At 30.9% G+C, this 19,034-nt stretch carries 18 protein-coding genes; 12 read left to right on the top strand and 6 right to left on the bottom strand.

Annotated features, from left to right (window positions below; all coding sequences use genetic code 11):
* Positions 1–35: 35 nt before the first annotated feature.
* Both QMD61_06095 and QMD61_06100 read right to left on the bottom strand, forming a co-directional pair.
* Positions 36–2,135 (bottom strand): histidine kinase N-terminal 7TM domain-containing protein, encoded by a 2,100-nt coding sequence (locus tag QMD61_06095; protein ID MDI6724199.1) that lies wholly within the window; start codon positions 2,133–2,135, stop codon positions 36–38.
* 81 nt (positions 2,136–2,216) lie between these two features.
* Positions 2,217–2,678, bottom strand: a complete 462-nt coding sequence (locus QMD61_06100) for an FAD synthase (protein MDI6724200.1) — start codon at positions 2,676–2,678, stop codon at positions 2,217–2,219.
* 144 nt (positions 2,679–2,822) lie between these two features.
* Here QMD61_06100 and QMD61_06105 point away from each other — a divergent pair, with 144 nt between their 5' ends.
* Positions 2,823–4,058, top strand: coding sequence for a PEP-utilizing enzyme (locus QMD61_06105; protein ID MDI6724201.1), 1,236 nt, complete (start codon positions 2,823–2,825; stop codon positions 4,056–4,058).
* Positions 4,059–4,095: 37 nt separating this feature from the next.
* On the opposite strand, the gene hisA is transcribed toward QMD61_06105, so the two are convergent.
* On the bottom strand, positions 4,096–4,812 hold the full coding sequence (gene hisA / locus QMD61_06110) for a 1-(5-phosphoribosyl)-5-[(5-phosphoribosylamino)methylideneamino]imidazole-4-carboxamide isomerase (protein ID MDI6724202.1): 717 nt from the start codon (positions 4,810–4,812) through the stop codon (positions 4,096–4,098).
* Between the two features lie 130 nt (positions 4,813–4,942).
* Complete coding sequence (locus QMD61_06115) at positions 4,943–5,173, bottom strand: hypothetical protein (protein ID MDI6724203.1); 231 nt, start codon at positions 5,171–5,173, stop codon at positions 4,943–4,945.
* Positions 5,174–5,455: 282 nt separating this feature from the next.
* Between QMD61_06115 and QMD61_06120 the strand changes: the two genes are divergently transcribed.
* The 11 genes from QMD61_06120 to QMD61_06170 all read left to right on the top strand — a co-directional run bounded on the left by QMD61_06120 (position 5,456) and on the right by QMD61_06170 (position 17,777).
* Entirely contained in the window at positions 5,456–5,869 is a 414-nt protein-coding gene (locus QMD61_06120; protein ID MDI6724204.1) for a hypothetical protein, read from the top strand.
* A 121-nt stretch (positions 5,870–5,990) separates the two neighbouring features.
* Positions 5,991–6,797, top strand: coding sequence for a tRNA pseudouridine(38-40) synthase TruA (gene truA, locus QMD61_06125; GenBank protein ID MDI6724205.1), 807 nt, complete (start codon positions 5,991–5,993; stop codon positions 6,795–6,797).
* A 486-nt stretch (positions 6,798–7,283) separates the two neighbouring features.
* The gene (locus tag QMD61_06130) at positions 7,284–8,423 is read left to right on the top strand and encodes an NDP-sugar synthase (GenBank protein MDI6724206.1); all 1,140 of its coding nucleotides are present in this window, start codon (positions 7,284–7,286) and stop codon (positions 8,421–8,423) included.
* A gap of 99 nt (positions 8,424–8,522) precedes the next feature.
* Positions 8,523–9,827, top strand: coding sequence for a phosphomannomutase (locus QMD61_06135; GenBank protein MDI6724207.1), 1,305 nt, complete (start codon positions 8,523–8,525; stop codon positions 9,825–9,827).
* A 231-nt stretch (positions 9,828–10,058) separates the two neighbouring features.
* Complete coding sequence (locus tag QMD61_06140) at positions 10,059–11,423, top strand: DUF460 domain-containing protein (GenBank protein ID MDI6724208.1); 1,365 nt, start codon at positions 10,059–10,061, stop codon at positions 11,421–11,423.
* Between the two features lie 71 nt (positions 11,424–11,494).
* Complete coding sequence (wecB, locus tag QMD61_06145) at positions 11,495–12,808, top strand: UDP-N-acetylglucosamine 2-epimerase (non-hydrolyzing) (GenBank protein MDI6724209.1); 1,314 nt, start codon at positions 11,495–11,497, stop codon at positions 12,806–12,808.
* Positions 12,809–12,837: 29 nt separating this feature from the next.
* Positions 12,838–14,139, top strand: a complete 1,302-nt coding sequence (locus QMD61_06150) for a nucleotide sugar dehydrogenase (protein ID MDI6724210.1) — start codon at positions 12,838–12,840, stop codon at positions 14,137–14,139.
* A 25-nt stretch (positions 14,140–14,164) separates the two neighbouring features.
* Positions 14,165–15,163: an ATP-grasp domain-containing protein gene (locus tag QMD61_06155; GenBank protein MDI6724211.1), complete on the top strand. Its 999-nt coding sequence runs from the start codon at positions 14,165–14,167 to the stop codon at positions 15,161–15,163.
* 9 nt (positions 15,164–15,172) lie between these two features.
* Positions 15,173–16,201 (top strand): hydantoinase/oxoprolinase family protein, encoded by a 1,029-nt coding sequence (locus tag QMD61_06160; GenBank protein ID MDI6724212.1) that lies wholly within the window; start codon positions 15,173–15,175, stop codon positions 16,199–16,201.
* Positions 16,202–16,298: 97 nt separating this feature from the next.
* Positions 16,299–16,985, top strand: a complete 687-nt coding sequence (locus tag QMD61_06165) for a hypothetical protein (protein MDI6724213.1) — start codon at positions 16,299–16,301, stop codon at positions 16,983–16,985.
* Positions 16,986–17,093: 108 nt separating this feature from the next.
* Complete coding sequence (locus QMD61_06170) at positions 17,094–17,777, top strand: hypothetical protein (GenBank protein ID MDI6724214.1); 684 nt, start codon at positions 17,094–17,096, stop codon at positions 17,775–17,777.
* A gap of 362 nt (positions 17,778–18,139) precedes the next feature.
* On the opposite strand, the gene QMD61_06175 is transcribed toward QMD61_06170, so the two are convergent.
* Together QMD61_06175 and QMD61_06180 are read right to left on the bottom strand one after the other, a co-directional pair.
* Positions 18,140–18,541 (bottom strand): response regulator, encoded by a 402-nt coding sequence (locus QMD61_06175; protein MDI6724215.1) that lies wholly within the window; start codon positions 18,539–18,541, stop codon positions 18,140–18,142.
* A gap of 313 nt (positions 18,542–18,854) precedes the next feature.
* A partial coding sequence (locus QMD61_06180; protein MDI6724216.1) for a CDP-archaeol synthase occupies positions 18,855–19,034 on the bottom strand: 180 nt, incomplete at its 5' end.

Consider the following 19,034-nt stretch of genomic DNA (forward strand, 5'->3'; position numbering starts at 1 on the left):
GTCTCAATTTTTTTTAAATGGTGATAACCAATAAATTAGTCAATGCCTTTAGAATTCCGTTCATCAAAATTAATTACGTATTTGGTCCCATTGTATCTTTGAACTTCTATTGTACCATTCAGCTGATCTACAAGGGCATTTACTAATTGTAAGCCCAATGTTTTTGTATTATTTAGGTCTATATCACGGGGTAATCCAATACCGTCATCGCTAATAATTAATCTAAATCTATCCTCATTTTTTGAAAGTTTCATGTAAACATTTCCCCCATTCTTTTCATCTGAAAAAGGATTAGTTTCAGGATTATGGATGTCGGGAAATGCATGTTTTAAAATATTGGATATCAATTCATTGATTATAAGGCTGCAGGGGATTGCAGCATCAATATCGAGGTAAATTTCTTCGATTTCAATGTTTATATTTAACAAATTTTTATTGATTCTGTAGGAACGATAAAGTTCATTGATCAGACTTTTGACATATTCATCAAAATTAATTCTTGCAAGACTATCTGATTGATATAATTTTTCGTGCACTAGCGCCATTGCCTTAATACGTCCTTGACTTTCTTTTAAAAGGTTTAAAGCCCCTTCATCATCCAAATATCTTGACTGTAGATTCAGTAAACTGGAAATTATTTGCATATTATTTTTAACACGGTGATGAATTTCCTGTAAAAGGATGTTTTTTTCTTTCAAAGACTTTTTAAGCATTTCTTCTGCTTTAACGCTGTCAGTAATATCTGTTATGAAACCTTCTAATATTGGTAATTCTTCTTCATTGGAATATACAAATCTGCCCTGTTCCCAAACATATTTTTCTTTTGAATCTGCAGTTTTTATTCTATAAATAATTTTAAATGCTTTATTGTCTTTTAGAGATTTCTGGATTTCATTCCAAACATATTCACGGTCATCAGGATGTATTATATCATTGAAAGAAATTTTTTTATTCATTAACAAATCTTCAACTGGATATCCTGTTAATTCCAGACAACCCTCACTTACAAATATCATTGTCCAATGGGGGTCATTTCTGCATTTATATGCAACACCGGGTAAATTACTTATCAATGTTTCAAGGGTCCTCTGTTTCTCTTTTAAAGCTGTTTCATACGATTTTCGTTTGTCTATGTTGGTAATTATAATTAATTTTCCAAAGGGAACACCAAAATTTTCATATAGGGGCGTAATCCTAACTTCAACCCATAAATGATTTTTTAAGAGAATTTCATGACTTTCTATATTTGAATTTAAATAAAGAGATTTTATTTGCTCTTCTTTTTCAAAAATATCATCAAATTTTTTACCTATATCGTTTGAAGTTATTTGAAACATCTCTTCTGCAGGTCGATTAATTTCAACCAGGATATCTTCAGCATCAAACACCATAAATCCATTGGTCATGTTATTAAAAAGATTTTTGTGGGCTAATGGTAAAATATTAAGTAATTGAAATTTAAAAACGGCCATGGCAGCTAATAAACTTGTTAAACAAAAGGCAATAGGTGTTAAATCAATAAGTGCAGGTAAATTTCCTGTTAGATAAATTATATTAATAACGAGCGGGAATGCGATGCCAATTAAAGCTACTGAAGTCTGTATTTTATATATTTTTGTAGAATTAAAGAATATATAAGTCATTAAGAACATTCCCATTAGAAGTAATGGATAAGAATAAATAAGGTTTAACCAAACAGCCAGTCCATGTTCATAAACAAGTACTGTGCCTATATTGGTTGAAACAGGAATGATATTTGTCCATATAAGTTTATGGAATTCATTTGTAAATGCTAAAATAGTGATAACAACGGGTGTTATCATTAAGAGCAATATATTAAAATTCTTAAGGTATTTTTCATATTTTCCATAGCTTAACACAAATAGAAATAGAAATGGAGCAACTGTTGTTATTCCAATATAGCTGATTTTTGCCCAGAGTATTTTTTGGCTTATTACTGGTGATAATAATTCCATTAGTGATCCAAGGGACCATATACATATTGAAAACATTACAAGGATAAAAAAAGTGTGTAATTTAATGGAGCGCCTTTTAAATGCATATATAGCTAAAATTAAGGATATTAAAAATGTTGTTATAAATCCGGCAGCATAGGCTGAATATTCTCCATTCATATTACCATCTTACATATTAGAATTTGATATAATGGTATAAATATTGAACATTTGTTTTAAACCGGGTTAAAAAATTAAAAACTAATGTTGACAATTTTTAAATATTTTTTCATCAAATTCCATTCCTTTAATCTTTTTAATTATTTTACATGAACTGTCAAGGGGTGCTTTCTTATATTTTGTAATTTTAACAACTTCTACATTAATTCCTCTATTACTAAGTTCTTTTTTAAGTTCTTCTAAATCAAAATTTTGATCCGGACCAATTGCAATAATATCTGGCTTTATTTCATGTACAATTTTAAAGATATCACCAACATGTCCTAAATAAGCTTCATCAACAGGTTTAAGCATCTTAACAACTTCCAGTCTCTGTTCTTCGCTCACCACTGGTACTCTTTTCTTTGCCCTGACAGTGGCATCCCTTGCTATAACCACAATTAACTCGGAATCTTCTCCACCAAGTTTTTTTGCTTCTTCTAGGTAAAGTCCATGTCCTGAATGTATTATATCAAATGTTCCTGTTGCCATAACTCTTGTCATCTCTTCACCTGGCCATTTTTCTTAAATAGTTTCTGTATTGCATAAATTTTTAATCAATGATTATTGTTAAGTATGTTTCTATTTTTGATCTTAAGTTTTTTAATTAGGTAAATATATTTCTATAATAAGAATATACATGTTAATATGAAGCTTTTGAAGGGAATAGGTACAAGTTCTTATGTAGGTGTTGGAAAAGTAAGAAAAATTAAAAATGAAGATGATATTTTTAAAATTAAAAGTGGAGAAATTGTAGTTGTTTCAAAAGCTTCAAGAGACATGCTTTTACATCTTCAAACAGCAGGAGGAGTTATTACTGATTATGGGGGAATAACAAGTCATGTGGCTATTGTTTTAAGGGAGATGAAAGTCCCATGCATCGTCGGAACCATGAATGCAACTGAAAAACTTGAAAATGGAATGATAGTGACGGTTGATGGAAGAACAGGCAACATATATGGTGGTTTCATAGAATTTGAAAGCGAAAAAGAACTTTTCGAATTGTATAACCCTTCAACCAGAATTAAAGTAAATATAAATGTCCCTGAAATTGCAAAAAGAGCTGAACCTTATTCAGATGGTGTAGGTTCAATAAGAATTGAAAATATGATTACAAGAACTTTAAAACATCCATACAGACTTTTGGAGGATGATGAGTTAACAACAGTTATTGTGGATGGTGTAAGAAAAATAGTTGATGCATTTTATCCGAAACCGGTCTGGTTCAGGACATTTGACATACCCACTGATGAGTTGAAACGATTAAAAGGCGGAAATTATGAACCTGATGAAAATAACCCGCTATTAGGCCTTAGAGGAATATATAAAGATTTAAAAAATGTAGCAATATTAAAAGCAGAGTTTGAAGCTGTAAAAATTCTTTTAGAGGAAGGATACAACAATTTAGGCATTAAAATTCCATTTGTAAGAGATATTAATGAATATGTTCTCTCAAAAAAGATTTTAAAAGATGTTGGGGTGAAGCCCCATAAAGATATTGATTTCGGAGTTTCTATAGAAACTCCCTCTGCAGCTTTAACCTTTGATGACTTTTTAAAAGAAGGAATAGATTTCATGACACTTGGTATGAGCGATCTTGCCATGTGTTCCCTTGCAGTGGATAGAAGAAGCGTTAAAGTGGCAAAACATTTTAATTTAATGCATCCGGCTGTTTTAATGATGGTGGAAAGTGTAATTAAAAAATGCAATAAGAACGGGATAGAAAGCTGCATATGCGGACATTCTGCAGGAGTTCCAGAAATTGTAAAAAAACTGGTTGGATTTGGCATAGATTGTGTTTCTACAAACCCTGATCAGATTCTAAAAATAAGAAAGGCTGTATACTGTTTTGAAAATGATATTATAATAAATAGTCTTGTCTAAAAAGTGTATAAAAAATATAATTTAAAATCAAATTATTTTATATTCTGAGGGCTTCCTGAAACTCAATTTTTCCTTTATACAATGCAGAACCAACTACCACTCCACTAACACTGGTTTTGCTGAGTTTTCTGATATCGTCAATTGATGTAACCCCTCCAGCATAAATAACCGGTATACTCACCTCATTTAGGAGTTCTATAAGTGGTTCAGTATCAAAACCTTTTAATAACCCTTCATAATCAACATTTGTGAATAAAATACCGCCAGCACCGTGTTCTTCAAATATTTTACCGAATTCTGGCGCGCTTTTCGGTGTTTTTTCTGTCCATCCTTTGACCACGACTTTTGAATCCTTACTATCAAGTGCAACTATAATTCTTTCCTTTCCATACTTTTTTGAAAGTTCCTGGACAACTTTAGGATTTTCCACTGCCATGGTACCAAGGATGATTCTGTCGACACCCATTTTAAGCAGATTTTCAGCATCTTCTTTTGTTCTTATACCTCCGCCGACCTGTACAGGTACATCTACACTTTCAACAATCTTCTTTATAATGTCAATATTTCCTTTGTCCCCAAAAGCCCCATCTAAATCAATGATATGTAAAATACTGGCCCCCATTTTTTCCCATTCTTTTGCAACATTTACAGGGTTTTCTATCACTACCTGTTCAGTTCCTGGCTCTCCCTGAACTAGCTGGACGCATTTACCACCTTTAATATCAACAGCAGGAATAATCAGCATTTTTGACATAATATCACCTTTCAAATGATGTTTATTTTTATTCGTTTAAATTTTTTGTAAAATTAGAATATTAAATCAAATTATAGTCTATATAAAACTAAAAATGTGCTTAAAAGAATTATATTTCTCTAAAAATTAATTATTTAGCACTATTTCTAACTGCAATTCTACTTGTTACCATAGTTTTTGCAGATAAAAGTTTTCTATCCTTTTTATCACTTTTTTTAATTTCAAGTTCTATTTTTTCAAGCAAAGCTTCCAGATCTTTACCTTTACAGTGATTCACTTCTTCAATAATGTCAGCATATTCATTATCATTTGATTTCTTTTTATGAGTACTCTGTTTTCTAAATAGTCCCATTTCGTTCATACCTCTATAATATTTTACAATGTTATCATATGTTTAATTTAGTATTTAGATTTTTCCATAGGGTCTTGAAAAATCATAATATTGAATCAGGAGGTATTTATATTTGAGCATAAGGATATTGGGACAAATAAATTGAGTAACTATATTGATTTTTAAAAATATTGGTCAAAAAAATTTAAATTTTCATTTATTATTTTCCGATATTTATATAAATTTTGTAACACAAATTATACAAGAGAATAATAAGATTATGCCTTTGTTTATAGTAAAGGAGGTTTCAGGATGAAATCAATGAAAATAACAGGAACTATGGATCTGAAAAAAAAGCTTTTAACAGCCTTATTCTGGACAAATAGGAAAGGTGCAAGAACAGAAGGATGTGCACCATTTCTTATTAAAGAGATAAGTACAGATGGAGAAGTATACAGGGCAGAAGAACATAAATTCCTTAAATTAACTGATGAAATATTAGATGATGTTATAGGAAATATGGAGAATGGAAAAAACGTTGATTTCATATTAAGTCTTGGAGAAGAAACATTCAATGCTTCAATTAGTGATAATTCTTTTTCAATATCAACAGAGAAATCAATGGAACTTGAAGAAGAAATTATAGAAAAATTAGAACAGGAAATGAAAAGAAAATATCCAAATGTTTGTGAATCATTCCCTCCTAGGGTTGGAATTCGTAAATAACTTTAAATTTTTATTTTTTAAATAAGTAATTCATTGTTTAAAGATATTAATAGAAATATTCTATTATTTAGAAATACAATATTTAACATTCTCTCGATTTTTTAAGATTAAAGGTGAAACAGTGCGGAAAGTAGCTTTAAAAGTTGCATACATTGGAACAGATTACTATGGATTCGCGAGGCAGCCCAATTTTAATACAGTTGAAAATGAGCTTATCAGAGCTTTAAAAGAAGCTGGTTTAATAGAAAATTTAAAGGATTCAGGATATTCAATAGCTGGTAGAACTGACAGAGGTGTACATGCTCTTGGAAATGTTATTTCTTTTATAACTCCTGGAAAAGTGGTTATAAATCAAATAAATGACCATCTACCTAAAAATATAAGGATTTTGGCGAAGGCAGGAGTGCCTTTTGGGTTTAAACCGAGATATGCAAAGAGCAGACACTACAGATATGTTATTGTAAATGTGAATGATCTGAACATTGATAAAATGAAAAAAGCCTCAAAAGAGTTTCAAGGAACATATGATTTCTCCAATTTCTCAAAAAGAAGCGAAAGAAATCCAATGAGAACTATTGATAAGGTAGAGATTTCAGAAATTGATGATATAATCATAATTGATGTTTTTGGCGAAAGTTTTCTCTGGAATATGGTTCGCAAAATTGCCTCAGTTTTATATTCAATTGGAAATAATGAGTTAAGCTTAAAAGAACTAAAAAAATTATTTGATCCATCATTTAAAGCAGCTATCGCCCCTATGCAGCCGGAGGGATTAATTTTAATGGATACATTTTATGAAAATATAAAATTTAAACTTGATGAATATGCAAGAAATAAGTTCTTATCAACTTTAAATGAAGAATTCAAGTATAATAGAACCATTTCAGCTGCAGAAAAGGCGATGATTAATAAATTGATCAGTTATTGAGATAAAATACATAATCAAATTGGCTTTAAAACATGTATTTTTATTTTTAAATCATTATTGACACTTCTTTTTTTTTTATAATGTATTTAATGAATTTATAACAATTAAATACGAACTATGTTGTGTAATTTAAGTATTATGTCTATTTATATTCAAATAAAGATCAATCAACTGTTAATATTAATGTAAAATGTATAAAAATTGAATATATGGATAATGAATACATTAAATTATCTTAAAGGAATTATTAGACATTTAAATCATTAAAACTTCATTAATTTAAATTTAAAATAGTAAACAAAGTTCATTCCTTTTTTTAATTATCTCCACAGATGCTTATGAAAATAAGGAATATCAATTGCTCTTAAACTGGAATAATCCATATTCTCATTTTATTTTTAAAAACGATAATTATTTAAGTGTTTATCACAATATGTTACTATTAATACTAAAATTACAATAGGTGATATTATAAAGACGATAATGATGGCAGGTGGAAAGGGAACAAGATTAAGGCCTTTAACTTTGGTAAGGCCAAAGCCTATGGTACCTCTGGTAAATAGGCCAATAGCACAATATACTCTTAATAGATTGAAAGGTTTTGGTTTTAAAGACATTATAATGACTTTAAACTATATGTCAACCCATATTAAGAACCATTTTAAAGATGGTTCTGATTTTGATATGAATATAAGATATTCTGTGGAAAAATGGCCATTAGGGACTGGAGGAAGCGTTAAAAAAATAGAAAAATATATAGATGATACATTTATGGTTGTAAGTGGAGATGTACTTACTGATGTAGATTTTAGAGATGTAATTAAGTTCCATAAAGAAAAAAATGCAGTTGCCACCATGGTCTTAACAGAAGTCGAAGATCCTACTCATTTTGGAATAGCAGTAATGGATCAAAACAACAAAATAACTGAATATTTGGAAAAACCATCCCCTGACCAAGTATTCAGCAATGTTGCAAATACCGGGATTTATGTTTTCGAACCTGAAATATTCGAATTTTTTGAAGGAAAAGAAGGAGAAGTCGATTTTTCAAAAGATATTTTCCCAGAAGTTATAAAACAGAATGCCAGAATATTCGGATATGTTTTTAATGGGTACTGGAATGATATTGGACGTCCTGAAACTTATCTGGAAGCTACATATGATATTTTAGAACAGAAAATGGAACAAAATCTAGAAACCAAAATAGAAGAAAGCATTGGGAAAATAGGAAATATATGGGTTGGAGAAAATGTTTCAATAGATAAAAAAGCCAGGATAGAAGGTCCGGTTGTTATTGGAGATAACTGTACAATTGAAAAAGGAAGCAAAATATCAAAAGGAAGTGTAATTGGGGATAATGTAACAATTGGAAAGGATGTAAATATTGACGCAGCTGTACTTCTTTCAAACAGCATAGTTGAAGATAATGCTTTTCTTACAGAATGTATAATAGACACCAAGTGTCTGATTGAAAAAAATTCGATTATTGAAAGCGGCGTTGTAACAGGAAGTCTTGTTGAAATTGGGAAAAACAGTGTTGTAAGATCTTCAAGGTCAATTAGCAACAACATGAAAATAGTCCCAAATTCAATAATAGATTCAGATTATGTAATGGAAGCAAAATAGATGATTTATATTTTTTTTTAAATTTTAGGAAACCTGATGAGGAATAATTAAGGTTTCCCACCTTCCAATTTAACAGTTTTTAATATATTGAGGGTAAAAATGTCTTCATATATAAAGGAGATTAAAGGAGTGGTTAATTCTGAAATAACAAATGAATTTGCCTCAAATCTCGGAAACATCATTGGAAATTTTATGCGTCCAGGCAAGACCGTAGTCGTTGGAAGAGACATCAACACAGCTTCGCAGATGATAAAAAGGTCATTAACTGCTGGTATATTAGCATCCGGAATAAATGTAATAGATTTTGGAATATCACCGATACCAACAGTTCATTATGGGGCACATCTGTATAATACTGACGTTATTGTTACTGTTACGGCTTCTCATATGCATCCTGAAGAAATAGACATAAAAATCTTCAGCAATCATGATATACCTCTTGTTCAAAGACACGCTGAAAAAGTAAAATGGGATAGCGTTGGTGAACTTTCATATGTCCATGATTATGTTGATAAATATATGAAAGCCGTCTTAAAAAACATAGAAAAAGAATTAATAAGCTCCATGGCACCTAAAGTGGTGCTGGATTGTGCAAACGGTTCTTCAGTCCCATTTCTGCCTGAAATATTAAGTAAATTAGGTTCAGAGGCCATACTTTTCGGATGTCAACCCACCTATGCAGCTTCAAGAAAATTTGCCGAACCAACCCCTGAAAGTATTTCTCTGGTATCAAACCTTGTAAAAGCTGTGGGGGCTGATATCGGGATTTCAATGGATAATGATGGGGACAGAGTTGTTTTTATAGATGAAAAGGGAACTATGATCAGAGATCAGACTATTCTGGGCTTACTGGCAAGAGAATATTTGATTAAAAACCCAAAAGGAACCATAGTATCCTCAATTACAGCATCCATGTCATTAGAGGAAATTGTGTCAGATTACGGCGGTAATCTAATTAAAGCACCAATGAACAATGTGCTGGATGAAATAATAAAGAATAACGCGGTATTCGGTGGGGATGATTCGGGAATGTATGTATTCCCTGAGTTTCAAAAATGCTTTGATGCAATATTTGCGGCAGTTAAAGTACTCGAAACTATATGTAAACATAATAAAACGCTTTCAACATTAATCGGTGAGATTCCAGAATATCCAAGAACAGAATTTTCAATAGAATGCCAGCATGATGAAAAAGACAAGGTTCTTGAAAGTTTAAAAGAAAAAATAGGGACAAATACCGAAATTGATACTACAGAAGGCATTAAAATTAGGGGAAATGATTCATTTGTACTGGTGAGACCATCAAGGTTTGAACCATTAATGAGAGTATATGTAGAGGCTAAATCTTCTGGAAAATTACAGAAACTGAGTCATGAAATTAAAAAGGCCATAGAAAAAGCTTGATTTTAAATAAATTCATTAGATATACTTAAATTAATTATAATTAATTATTCATGCTTTTTGGAATAAAATACTATAGAATATCGTTAATTATGCATTTAATAAATAAATATAAATTGTATTAATTTTTAATATATCTATTGAAAAAATACAATTTCATTACTTAACGAGTGAAATATCCAAATAAATGTCCATTCAGGAGGAAATTGACTGGTTTATAAAAATATCGGTGAAATAGAAAAAACCGAAAACCAAGACTTATTTTTAACGGCCTCAACATCAAATGAAAGGCAGAAATGGATTATAGTGGGTTTTGATCCTGGATTAACTGTGGGAATAGCAATTCTGGACCTTTCTGGAAATTTGATTTCTATAAAAAGCTGTAAGGAAATGTCCAGATCAGAAGTAATAAAACATATTATAAGCTATGGAAAAGCTATTTTAATAGCTACAGATGTTTATCCGCCACCTAAAATGGTTAAAAAGCTCGCATCAACTCTTAATTCTAAGATTTATTCTCCAAATAAGATACTTTCAGTTAGTTCAAAGACAGAACTTGTAGAAAGTTATTTAAATGAAATCAGCGCATCAAAATATCCCGAAAATGCCCATGAGAGAGATTCTCTTGCAGCAGCAATTAAAACATATAAACATTACCAGAATAAGATGCAGCAAATTGAAAAACGGACTGAAAAGCTTGATTTATCTTCTGATGAAGTGGATGATATTAAGGCAGAGGTTATTCGAGGAAGACCAATAACTTCAGCAATTAATGATGCATTGAGATTGGCTGAGAGTCCGCATGAAGAGCTTGAATCTCAAATTGAAGAGATTGAACAGGATATAGAACATTTAGATGCAGAAAAAATTCAAAAAATTGAAAAAACTGCCAGAAGACTTAAACAAAGGATAAAGTCTCAGGAAAAACAGATAAAAAATTTAAAACGTAAAAATAAGCTCCTTAAAAAAGATTTAAGTAAACATAAAACAAAGATTTCAAAACTTCAAGAAAAGATAGATAAACTTCATTATGATTATTCCAGGGATATTCTGCGTAAAAAAGAAATAATATCAAAAGTAGCAATAATAAAAGGCCTTCAGGAGAAATATACCCGAGAAAAAGCCCTCAGAGAAAAACTTGAGGAAAACATGAGGTCTATAAAGAAGATCAGGGTAATGGAATTATCTAAAAAAGGAGTTCCTGTAAAGATCATTGAAACATTCACCAGGGAAGGAATAAGGAATGCATGTGATTACTGGAAGATTAAAAAAGGCGATATAGTGCTTTTGTCAAGTACAGAGGGAGGGGGCTCACAAACAGCTTCCTTAATAAATGAAATTGGCGTAAAAGCTGTTATTGCTGCAGATAAAATGTCGCATCCTGCAGAAGAAGAATTTGAAAAGAATATGGTGCCAGTACTTGATTTAAATAGTATCAACCTCCAGATGATTGATGAATTTGCTGTTATAGAAGAAGATGTTTTAAACAGGGAAATTGAAAAATGGAAGAAAAATGTGGAAACTAAACGGAAAAAAGAGGAAGAAAATAAACTTTTTAAAGTTATAGATGAATACCGTGCTCAAAGAAGGCGTGAATAAGATTTTATAAATAATTCTAATTATTTATAATTAAATTTATTAAGAATAAAATTTAATGTTCATTAATGTCAATTAAAATTGCAGTTATAATTGGAACAAGGCCGGAAATAATTAAAATGGCTCCTGTAATTGATGAAATTGAAAACAGGGGCATCAATTACGTTTTAATTCATACTGGACAGCATTATGATCATGAAATGTCAGACCAGTTTTTCATTGATTTAGAATTAAGAAAACCTGATTATAATATAGGTGTAGGCTCTGGATCTCACGGGGAACAAACAGCTAACATGATTAAGGGCATAGAAGATGTTTTAATTGCAGAACAGCCTGATTTGGTGCTTGTGCAGGGAGATACTAACGCCGTGCTTTCTGGTGCAATTGTGGCATCAAAGCTTCATATTCCCGTAGGGCATGTTGAGGCGGGTTTAAGGTCATATGACAAATCAATGCCTGAAGAAATCAACAGAGAAGTTGCAGATGTTTGTTCAAAGCTTTATTTTGTGCCTACCGAAGAATCTGCCTTAAATTTACTTTTTGCAGGTATAAATCCTGAAGATATCTTTATAACTGGAAATACCGTTGTTGATGCATGTATAAGAAATCTCAAGATAGCAGAAAAGAAATCAAAGATCATTTCAACTCCCCATTTCCATGGAGAAATCATGACGCTCACCATGCACAGGGCAGAGAACGTTGACAATCAGGAGAGACTTCAAAATATTGTAGAAGCATTAATAGAACTTAATGAACTTACTATTGTTTTTCCAATACATCCAAGAACTGTTAAAAACCTTGAAAAATATGATTTACTTGAAAAAATTGAAAATACAGAACATATAAAACTTATAAAGCCATTAGGCTATCTTGACTTTTTACTTCTCTTATCAAAGTCTAAATTAATTATGACTGATTCTGGCGGTCTGCAGGAAGAAGCCATCACTTTAAATATCCCTTGTTTAACGCTAAGATATAATACTGAACGCCCAGAAACCGTTGAAGCAGGCGGAAACATACTTGCAGGTGCAGATAAAGAAAATATCATCGAAAATGTTAGAAAAATCATGAATAACACTGATTTATATAATAAAATGAAGAATGCTAGAAATCCCTACGGAGATGGGAATTCATCAAAGAAAATTCTTGATGCAATATTAGGATTATATAAGGATAACAAACTTAAAATATCAGTACCTGAAAATATAATGAAAAAAAGAACCCGCAAGTTAATTAAAGTAAATGAAAACATTAAATTAAGAGATTTTGAGAAAATAAATGATAATTTAAGAGTTAATATAGTATTTGAAGAGGGTAATCCTTTATATCCTCACGATGAGCTTAATTTAAAAAATAAGTTATTATTAGTGGACCAATTTATTGATTAAATTCATTAATTTCAAAGAGATTAAAAAAAATGATTCAAGAGAACTCAAAGATCACAGTGTTTGGTTTAGGCCATATTGGACTTCCAACTGCAGCTCTTTTTGCAAACAGTGGTTTAGAAGTTATTGGGGTCGATATTAACAAAAAAACCATAGAACTTGTAAATAAGGGTATTTCTCCAGTTGCAGAACCCGGACTTGATGAACTGGTTAAAAAGGCAGTTGCAGATAGAAAACTCATTGCAACTGAAGATGGAATAAACGCTTCTAAATCTTCTAAAGTCATGATTGTAATTGTACCCACACCAGTTGATGAATTTAAAAAATCAGACCTTTCTGCAGTTAAATCAGCATGTGAAAATATCTCAAAAGGTCTTAAAAAAGACGATCTTGTTATTATAGAAAGTACAATACCTCCAAAAACCTGTGAAGACATCGTGATTCCTATATTGGAAAAAAGCGGTTTAAAGGCAGGAGATGATTTTGGAATAGCATGTACTCCCGAAAGAGCACTTCCTAACAATACAATCTATGAAATGACTCATAATGCAAGAGTTATTGGGGGGATTAATAAGGAAAGTGCAGATAAGGCAGCTCTTCTTTATGAACACATCACAAATGGAAAAATAATAAAGGTTAAAAACCTGATTACCGCAGAAATGGTTAAATTGATGGAAAATACTTACAGAGATACCAATATAGCTTTATCCAATGAGCTTGCAATGGTATGTGAAAAGCTGGGCATTGATGCAATAGATGCCATAGAGGCTGCAAATCATCATCCCAGGGTTAACATCCATATTCCCGGTCCGGGAGTAGGTGGGCACTGCTTATCTATTGACCCATATTTTATAGTTGAAATGGCTGAAAAAAAAGGATTAGAAGCTACTTTGATAAAGAATGCAAGGGCTGTTAATGAAAAAATGCCTGAACATGTTGCAGAAATAGTAAAAGAAACATTGAAAGATGTGGGAAAACAAATTAATGGCTCAAAAATAGGAATTTTAGGAGTGGCTTATAAGGGAAATGTTGCTGATGCCAGGGAAACCCCTGCACAACCACTAATAAAACTTCTGGCGAGAAGTGGAGCTGAAGTATATGCTCATGATCCACATACTTCCATAGATATTATAAAATCATTTGGAGCAACTCCTGTGAGCATGGAATATGTTCTAAAGTGTGATGTTGTTGTTTTAATTACTGATCACGATGAATACAGGAGTATCACGCCAGATATGATTGAGAATAAATTATTTATCTGCACAAGACCAATTCTAAACCCTGCAGAATTTAAAGAAAAAGATGTGCTTTTTAAGGGTATTGGAAGACTTTAATTTTTCTTTTGGGAGTTGGATAATATTGAAAATACTCATTCTTGAATATGCAACAGCTTTGGGAATAAAAGATCCTTCAATCTATGCTGAAGGTACTGCAATGCTTAATGGCCTTTTAGATGATTTAAAGAGTAAGAATGTTGATTACTTAGTTTCAGAGGTCTACAATCATTTAAATGATAATTATAATAATCCTGTTAAACTTAAAGGGGATTTAATGGGATGGTTAGATAAAAATATTTCCAGCTATGATTCATGTCTTGTAATAGCTCCGGAAGAAGAATTGATTTTGTACAGAATAATAGAATTAATCGAGAAAAAAGGTATAGAAGTGATAGGGTCAAGTTCTGACGCTGTAATGAAATGTTCTGATAAATATGAGATGTATCAATCGTTAAAAGGAAAAATACCTATAATAGAAACAGAAAGAGTATTTTTTGATGAAATTGATAATTATGAATATCTTGATAACAAAAATAAAGTTATAAAACCTGCTGATGGGGTTTCATGCTCTGGGATTACTGTTGTTAATGATTTAAATGGATTTAAAGAGGCAGTTTATAATTTACAGACAGGAATACCTTATTTTATAGTTCAGGATTTTATAGAAGGTACCTCAGCCAGTGTAAGTCTGTTAAGTAATGGCAATGATGCACTACCATTAAGCTTGAATTACCAGAATATTGAACTTTCACAAGATGGAATTAATTACAAAGGTGGAAACGTGCCTTTAGAACATGAACTTGAAGATGAAGCCAAAAAAATCGCAAAAAATGCTGTAGAATCCATCAAAGGGTTAAAAGGTTATGTTGGGGTAGATATGATTCTTGGTGACAGGGCATATCTTGTAGAGATAAATTCAAGAATTACAACTCCATATGTTGCTTTAAGAGAAATTTTAGATTTAAATTTGGGCGAAGCGATAATAAATTCTATTCATGGTAAATTACCTTCAAAAGTAAATTTAAACGGAAATATATCGTTTTATAAAGAAGGAAATGAATTAATAATTAAAAAAATATGAGTGACTTTTATGAAAATTGCAGGATTTGACATAGGCGGAGCAAACACAGACCTTGCAGTTGTGGACTTTGATAACAAAGGAAATATTACAGGTATTAGAACCGATTTTAGATATTTTCCTATGTGGCTAAAAAAAGATGAACTTGGAAAAGCTCTTTTGGATCTTTTGGGTGATGATGCAGACAGAATTGATGCTGCAGGAATTTGCATGACAGCTGAACTTGTTGATGCATATAAAACAAAAAAAGAAGGGGTTAAAGACATTGCAGTTAAATCTAAGGAAAGTCTTGAGGTACCTGTTGGATTCATAGGGCTCAATGGTCTATTGGATTTTGATGAAACAATTAAGAGACCAGATGAAGTTGCAGCGGCAAACTGGATTGCCACAGCAAAAATTGCGTCTAAAATTGAGGATAATTGTATAATGATAGATACTGGGAGCACTACAACTGATATAATTCCAATTAAAAATGGATTAGAGATTGCAAAGGGAAGATCAGATCTTGAAAGATTAAAAACTGGAGAATTGGTCTACAGCGGGACTTTAAGGACAAATGTAGCCGCACTGGTTGATAAAGTACCTCTGGACGATGAATGGATTAGAATATCGTCCGAACTTTTTGCAATCACCGCAGATGTGCATTTAATTCTTGGAAATATAACAGAAGAAGATTATACTTGCAGTACTCCTGATGGGGCTGGAAAATCTGGGAAAGAATGCATGAGAAGAATTTCAAGGGTTATATGTGGAGATCTTGACATGTTAAGTGAATTTGATATAGAAAAGATTGCAGGATACATATATAAAATGCAGGTTCAAAAAATTGCTGAAGCTTTACTAGAGGTTTCAAAAAGAGAGAGTATTAATAAAGTTGTTACTACGGGCCTTGGAATGAATATAATTGGAGCAGAAGCATCAAAAATGGTTGGAATTGAATCAATAGGGATGGACAAGCTATTAACTAAAGAAGAGTGTGTTGTAGCGCCTGCAGTTGGAACAGCATTAATGATGGAACAATTTTTAAAAAATAAACAGTAATAAGTTAGATTAGATTTTTAAATGAATTTCAGTAAAATATAAAAGGATTCAAACCTAAATAAATCAGTTCAATACTATACAATTTCCAAGTGATTTAATGAAGAAAACAGTAACAATTATCATGTTATTTATATTTATTGCTGGAGCTATATTTTTTATTTTACTGAATTCCAGTGATAATTCCACATTAGGTACTAATAATCTAGGATATGTAACTAAAGACATTTATAACCATTATGGTTCAACTGGACCTAAAATAGCAGTTATAACAGGTATGCATCCGCGTGAAGGTTTATCTACTGTGGTTGTACCTGAAGTAATTAAGTTATATGCACTTACACATAATGTTGAAATTATAAATTACAAGGTAACGGTTACTGATAATCCTGAGGTCTTTTCTACAAGCCGTTTAAATGGTGAAAGCCTGGTTGCTCAATATGTGATTCCAGATATTAAAAAATCAGATTACAGTCTTGTAATAATTTGTCATGATCATGAAAGGGGCTATGGTGAAGGATATTACATTGCAACACCAAGTATGGACTCAAAATCAATTATACTTGCTGAGGGAGTACATAATCTTTTACCTGACTTTAATTATTATCAGAGAGATACAAGTAAAAAAACTCAAAGCAGTTCAATTAAAAGAATTGATAATCCCATAGCCTATTCTGGGACTCCTGTATTTGTTTATGAGATGCCTGAATGGAATGGGTATATAGAATCATTTATTAAATCAAATAATTTAATTGACGCTTCTTTTAATATTTTAAAAATAAATTAATCAGATATTTTAACTTATTTTTTCATTATTTTTTATAATATTATTAAAAATTTTTGAAAAACTTTTTATATGTTTGAATCAAACCCTTTAAAGTATATGAGGGATTTAATGGTTAAAAAAGCTTTTATTATCATTATTGGATTTATTGTTATTATCACAGCAATAGCAGGATCTTTAGATTATTCCAATCCAGCTGAAAGCGTTACTCTCGGCTCAGATTACAGGGGAAATGTCACAAAAGATGTTTATAATAATGAAAAATCAGAAACTAAAGTTGCTGTTATAACAGGTATACATCCACGGGAAACTCTCTCAATTAATACTACTTCTGATGTGGTGAAAAATTACGCACAATCTCATGACGTAGAAATTATACATTACAGAATTATGGTTAAAGAAAATCCAGATTATGTAAAAAGTGGTAGAAGTAAAGGTGAAGGACTAGCTGCGGATTATATAATTTCTGATGTTGCTAAATCTGATTATGACCTTGTGATAATCTGTCATGATCATAAACCAGGTTATGGTGAGGGATTTTATATTGCAACTCCTTTAATGGATGCTAAATCAGTTGAACTTGGAGAAAAAATCGATAAAGCATTACCGGATTTTAGATACTGTCCTTCAGATGCAAATCCCAGAAAAAAAGGTAGTTCTACTGAGATATTTACTAAACCACTGGCTAAAACTGGACACCCTACATTTGTCTATGAAATTCCAGAATGGAGTAAATACAATGAAGCCTACAATATTACATATACTCTGATTGATGTCTGTTATAAACTTCTTTAATGGTATCAAAAAAATAAAATATTAATTTTTTATGTATTATGTGTAAAATACTGCATAAATGAAGATTGCAAGAGCTATAAATGGTAATATGACATTTATAAGAATTTCTATTTCTCGAAAGCCTGTTTTTTTGGAGTATAAGAACCTAATAATGCTGAAATAGTTAATATTAGCCATCCAATTGCAATTAAATAACTTTTTTGGTATAAGAAGTAGATAAAGAGGATAAAAAATGTTAAGCCAATGCTAAGATTAATTATATCATTTCTTGACATGAACAAATCTTTGTTTCCTATTTTTATTATATTTGCTTATTATTTGTATTAAAAAGAAAAATAAATAGATTCTATTGTTTAATCATTTTAAGCTTCTACACAATGCAAAATTTTATTTACCATATCAAAATCAACAGGTTTACTTATATAATAATTTGCACAGTTCTTATAAGCTTCATTAATATCATTAGGGTAATCTGAAGCAGTTATAACCACAACAGGCATTGACTTTAGGTCTTTATCATTTTTAATTTTTTTAAGTACTTCAAAACCATCCATACGTGGTAAACTTAAATCTAATAAGATAATATCTGGTTCTGGTACATTTTTAAAACTTTTTTTACGATTTAAATAATCCATTGCTTCAATACCGTCTTTAACAATATGTAAATCACTTTTTATATCCATATCTTTGAAGACTTCTAATATCCAGCGCGCATCTGCAGGATTATCTTCTATTAACAAAATATTCAGCGATTTGTTAACCATGATCTTATCCTCTTTCTAATCTCTAATTAAGACATTAGTAGAAGTACTACAATAAATTGAAATTTATTTCAATTTTTATATTACATTATCTATTTTTTACATTTATATTATATTGTATTAATCCCTAATAAAGTTTATTTTTTAATTAGGGATAAAATTGAGAATTTTAATACTTATTAGAATATTATTATGCATATATGATTAATATTTTCCAGATTAATCATACAATTTCTATAAACATACATTGGAAACTATTAAAAATAAAAAAACATCATAAAAAGATTAAAAAAATAAAAATATTGGTGTTTGGTGTTCAGTACCAAACATCCTTTATTCCAATCAGATAAGCAATAATATTAGCTGCAAGGTGTAAGATAATTGATATAACAAATAAAAGTAAAAGCATGTCCCATGGTATGACAACAACAATTGAAGCAAAAATCAAAGCACCTACAACAAGATCAAGCTGATCAAGAAGTGGAATAGGTTTACC

Source organism: Methanobacterium sp. (assembly GCA_030017655.1).
Classification (GTDB): Archaea; Methanobacteriota; Methanobacteria; order Methanobacteriales; family Methanobacteriaceae; genus Methanobacterium_D.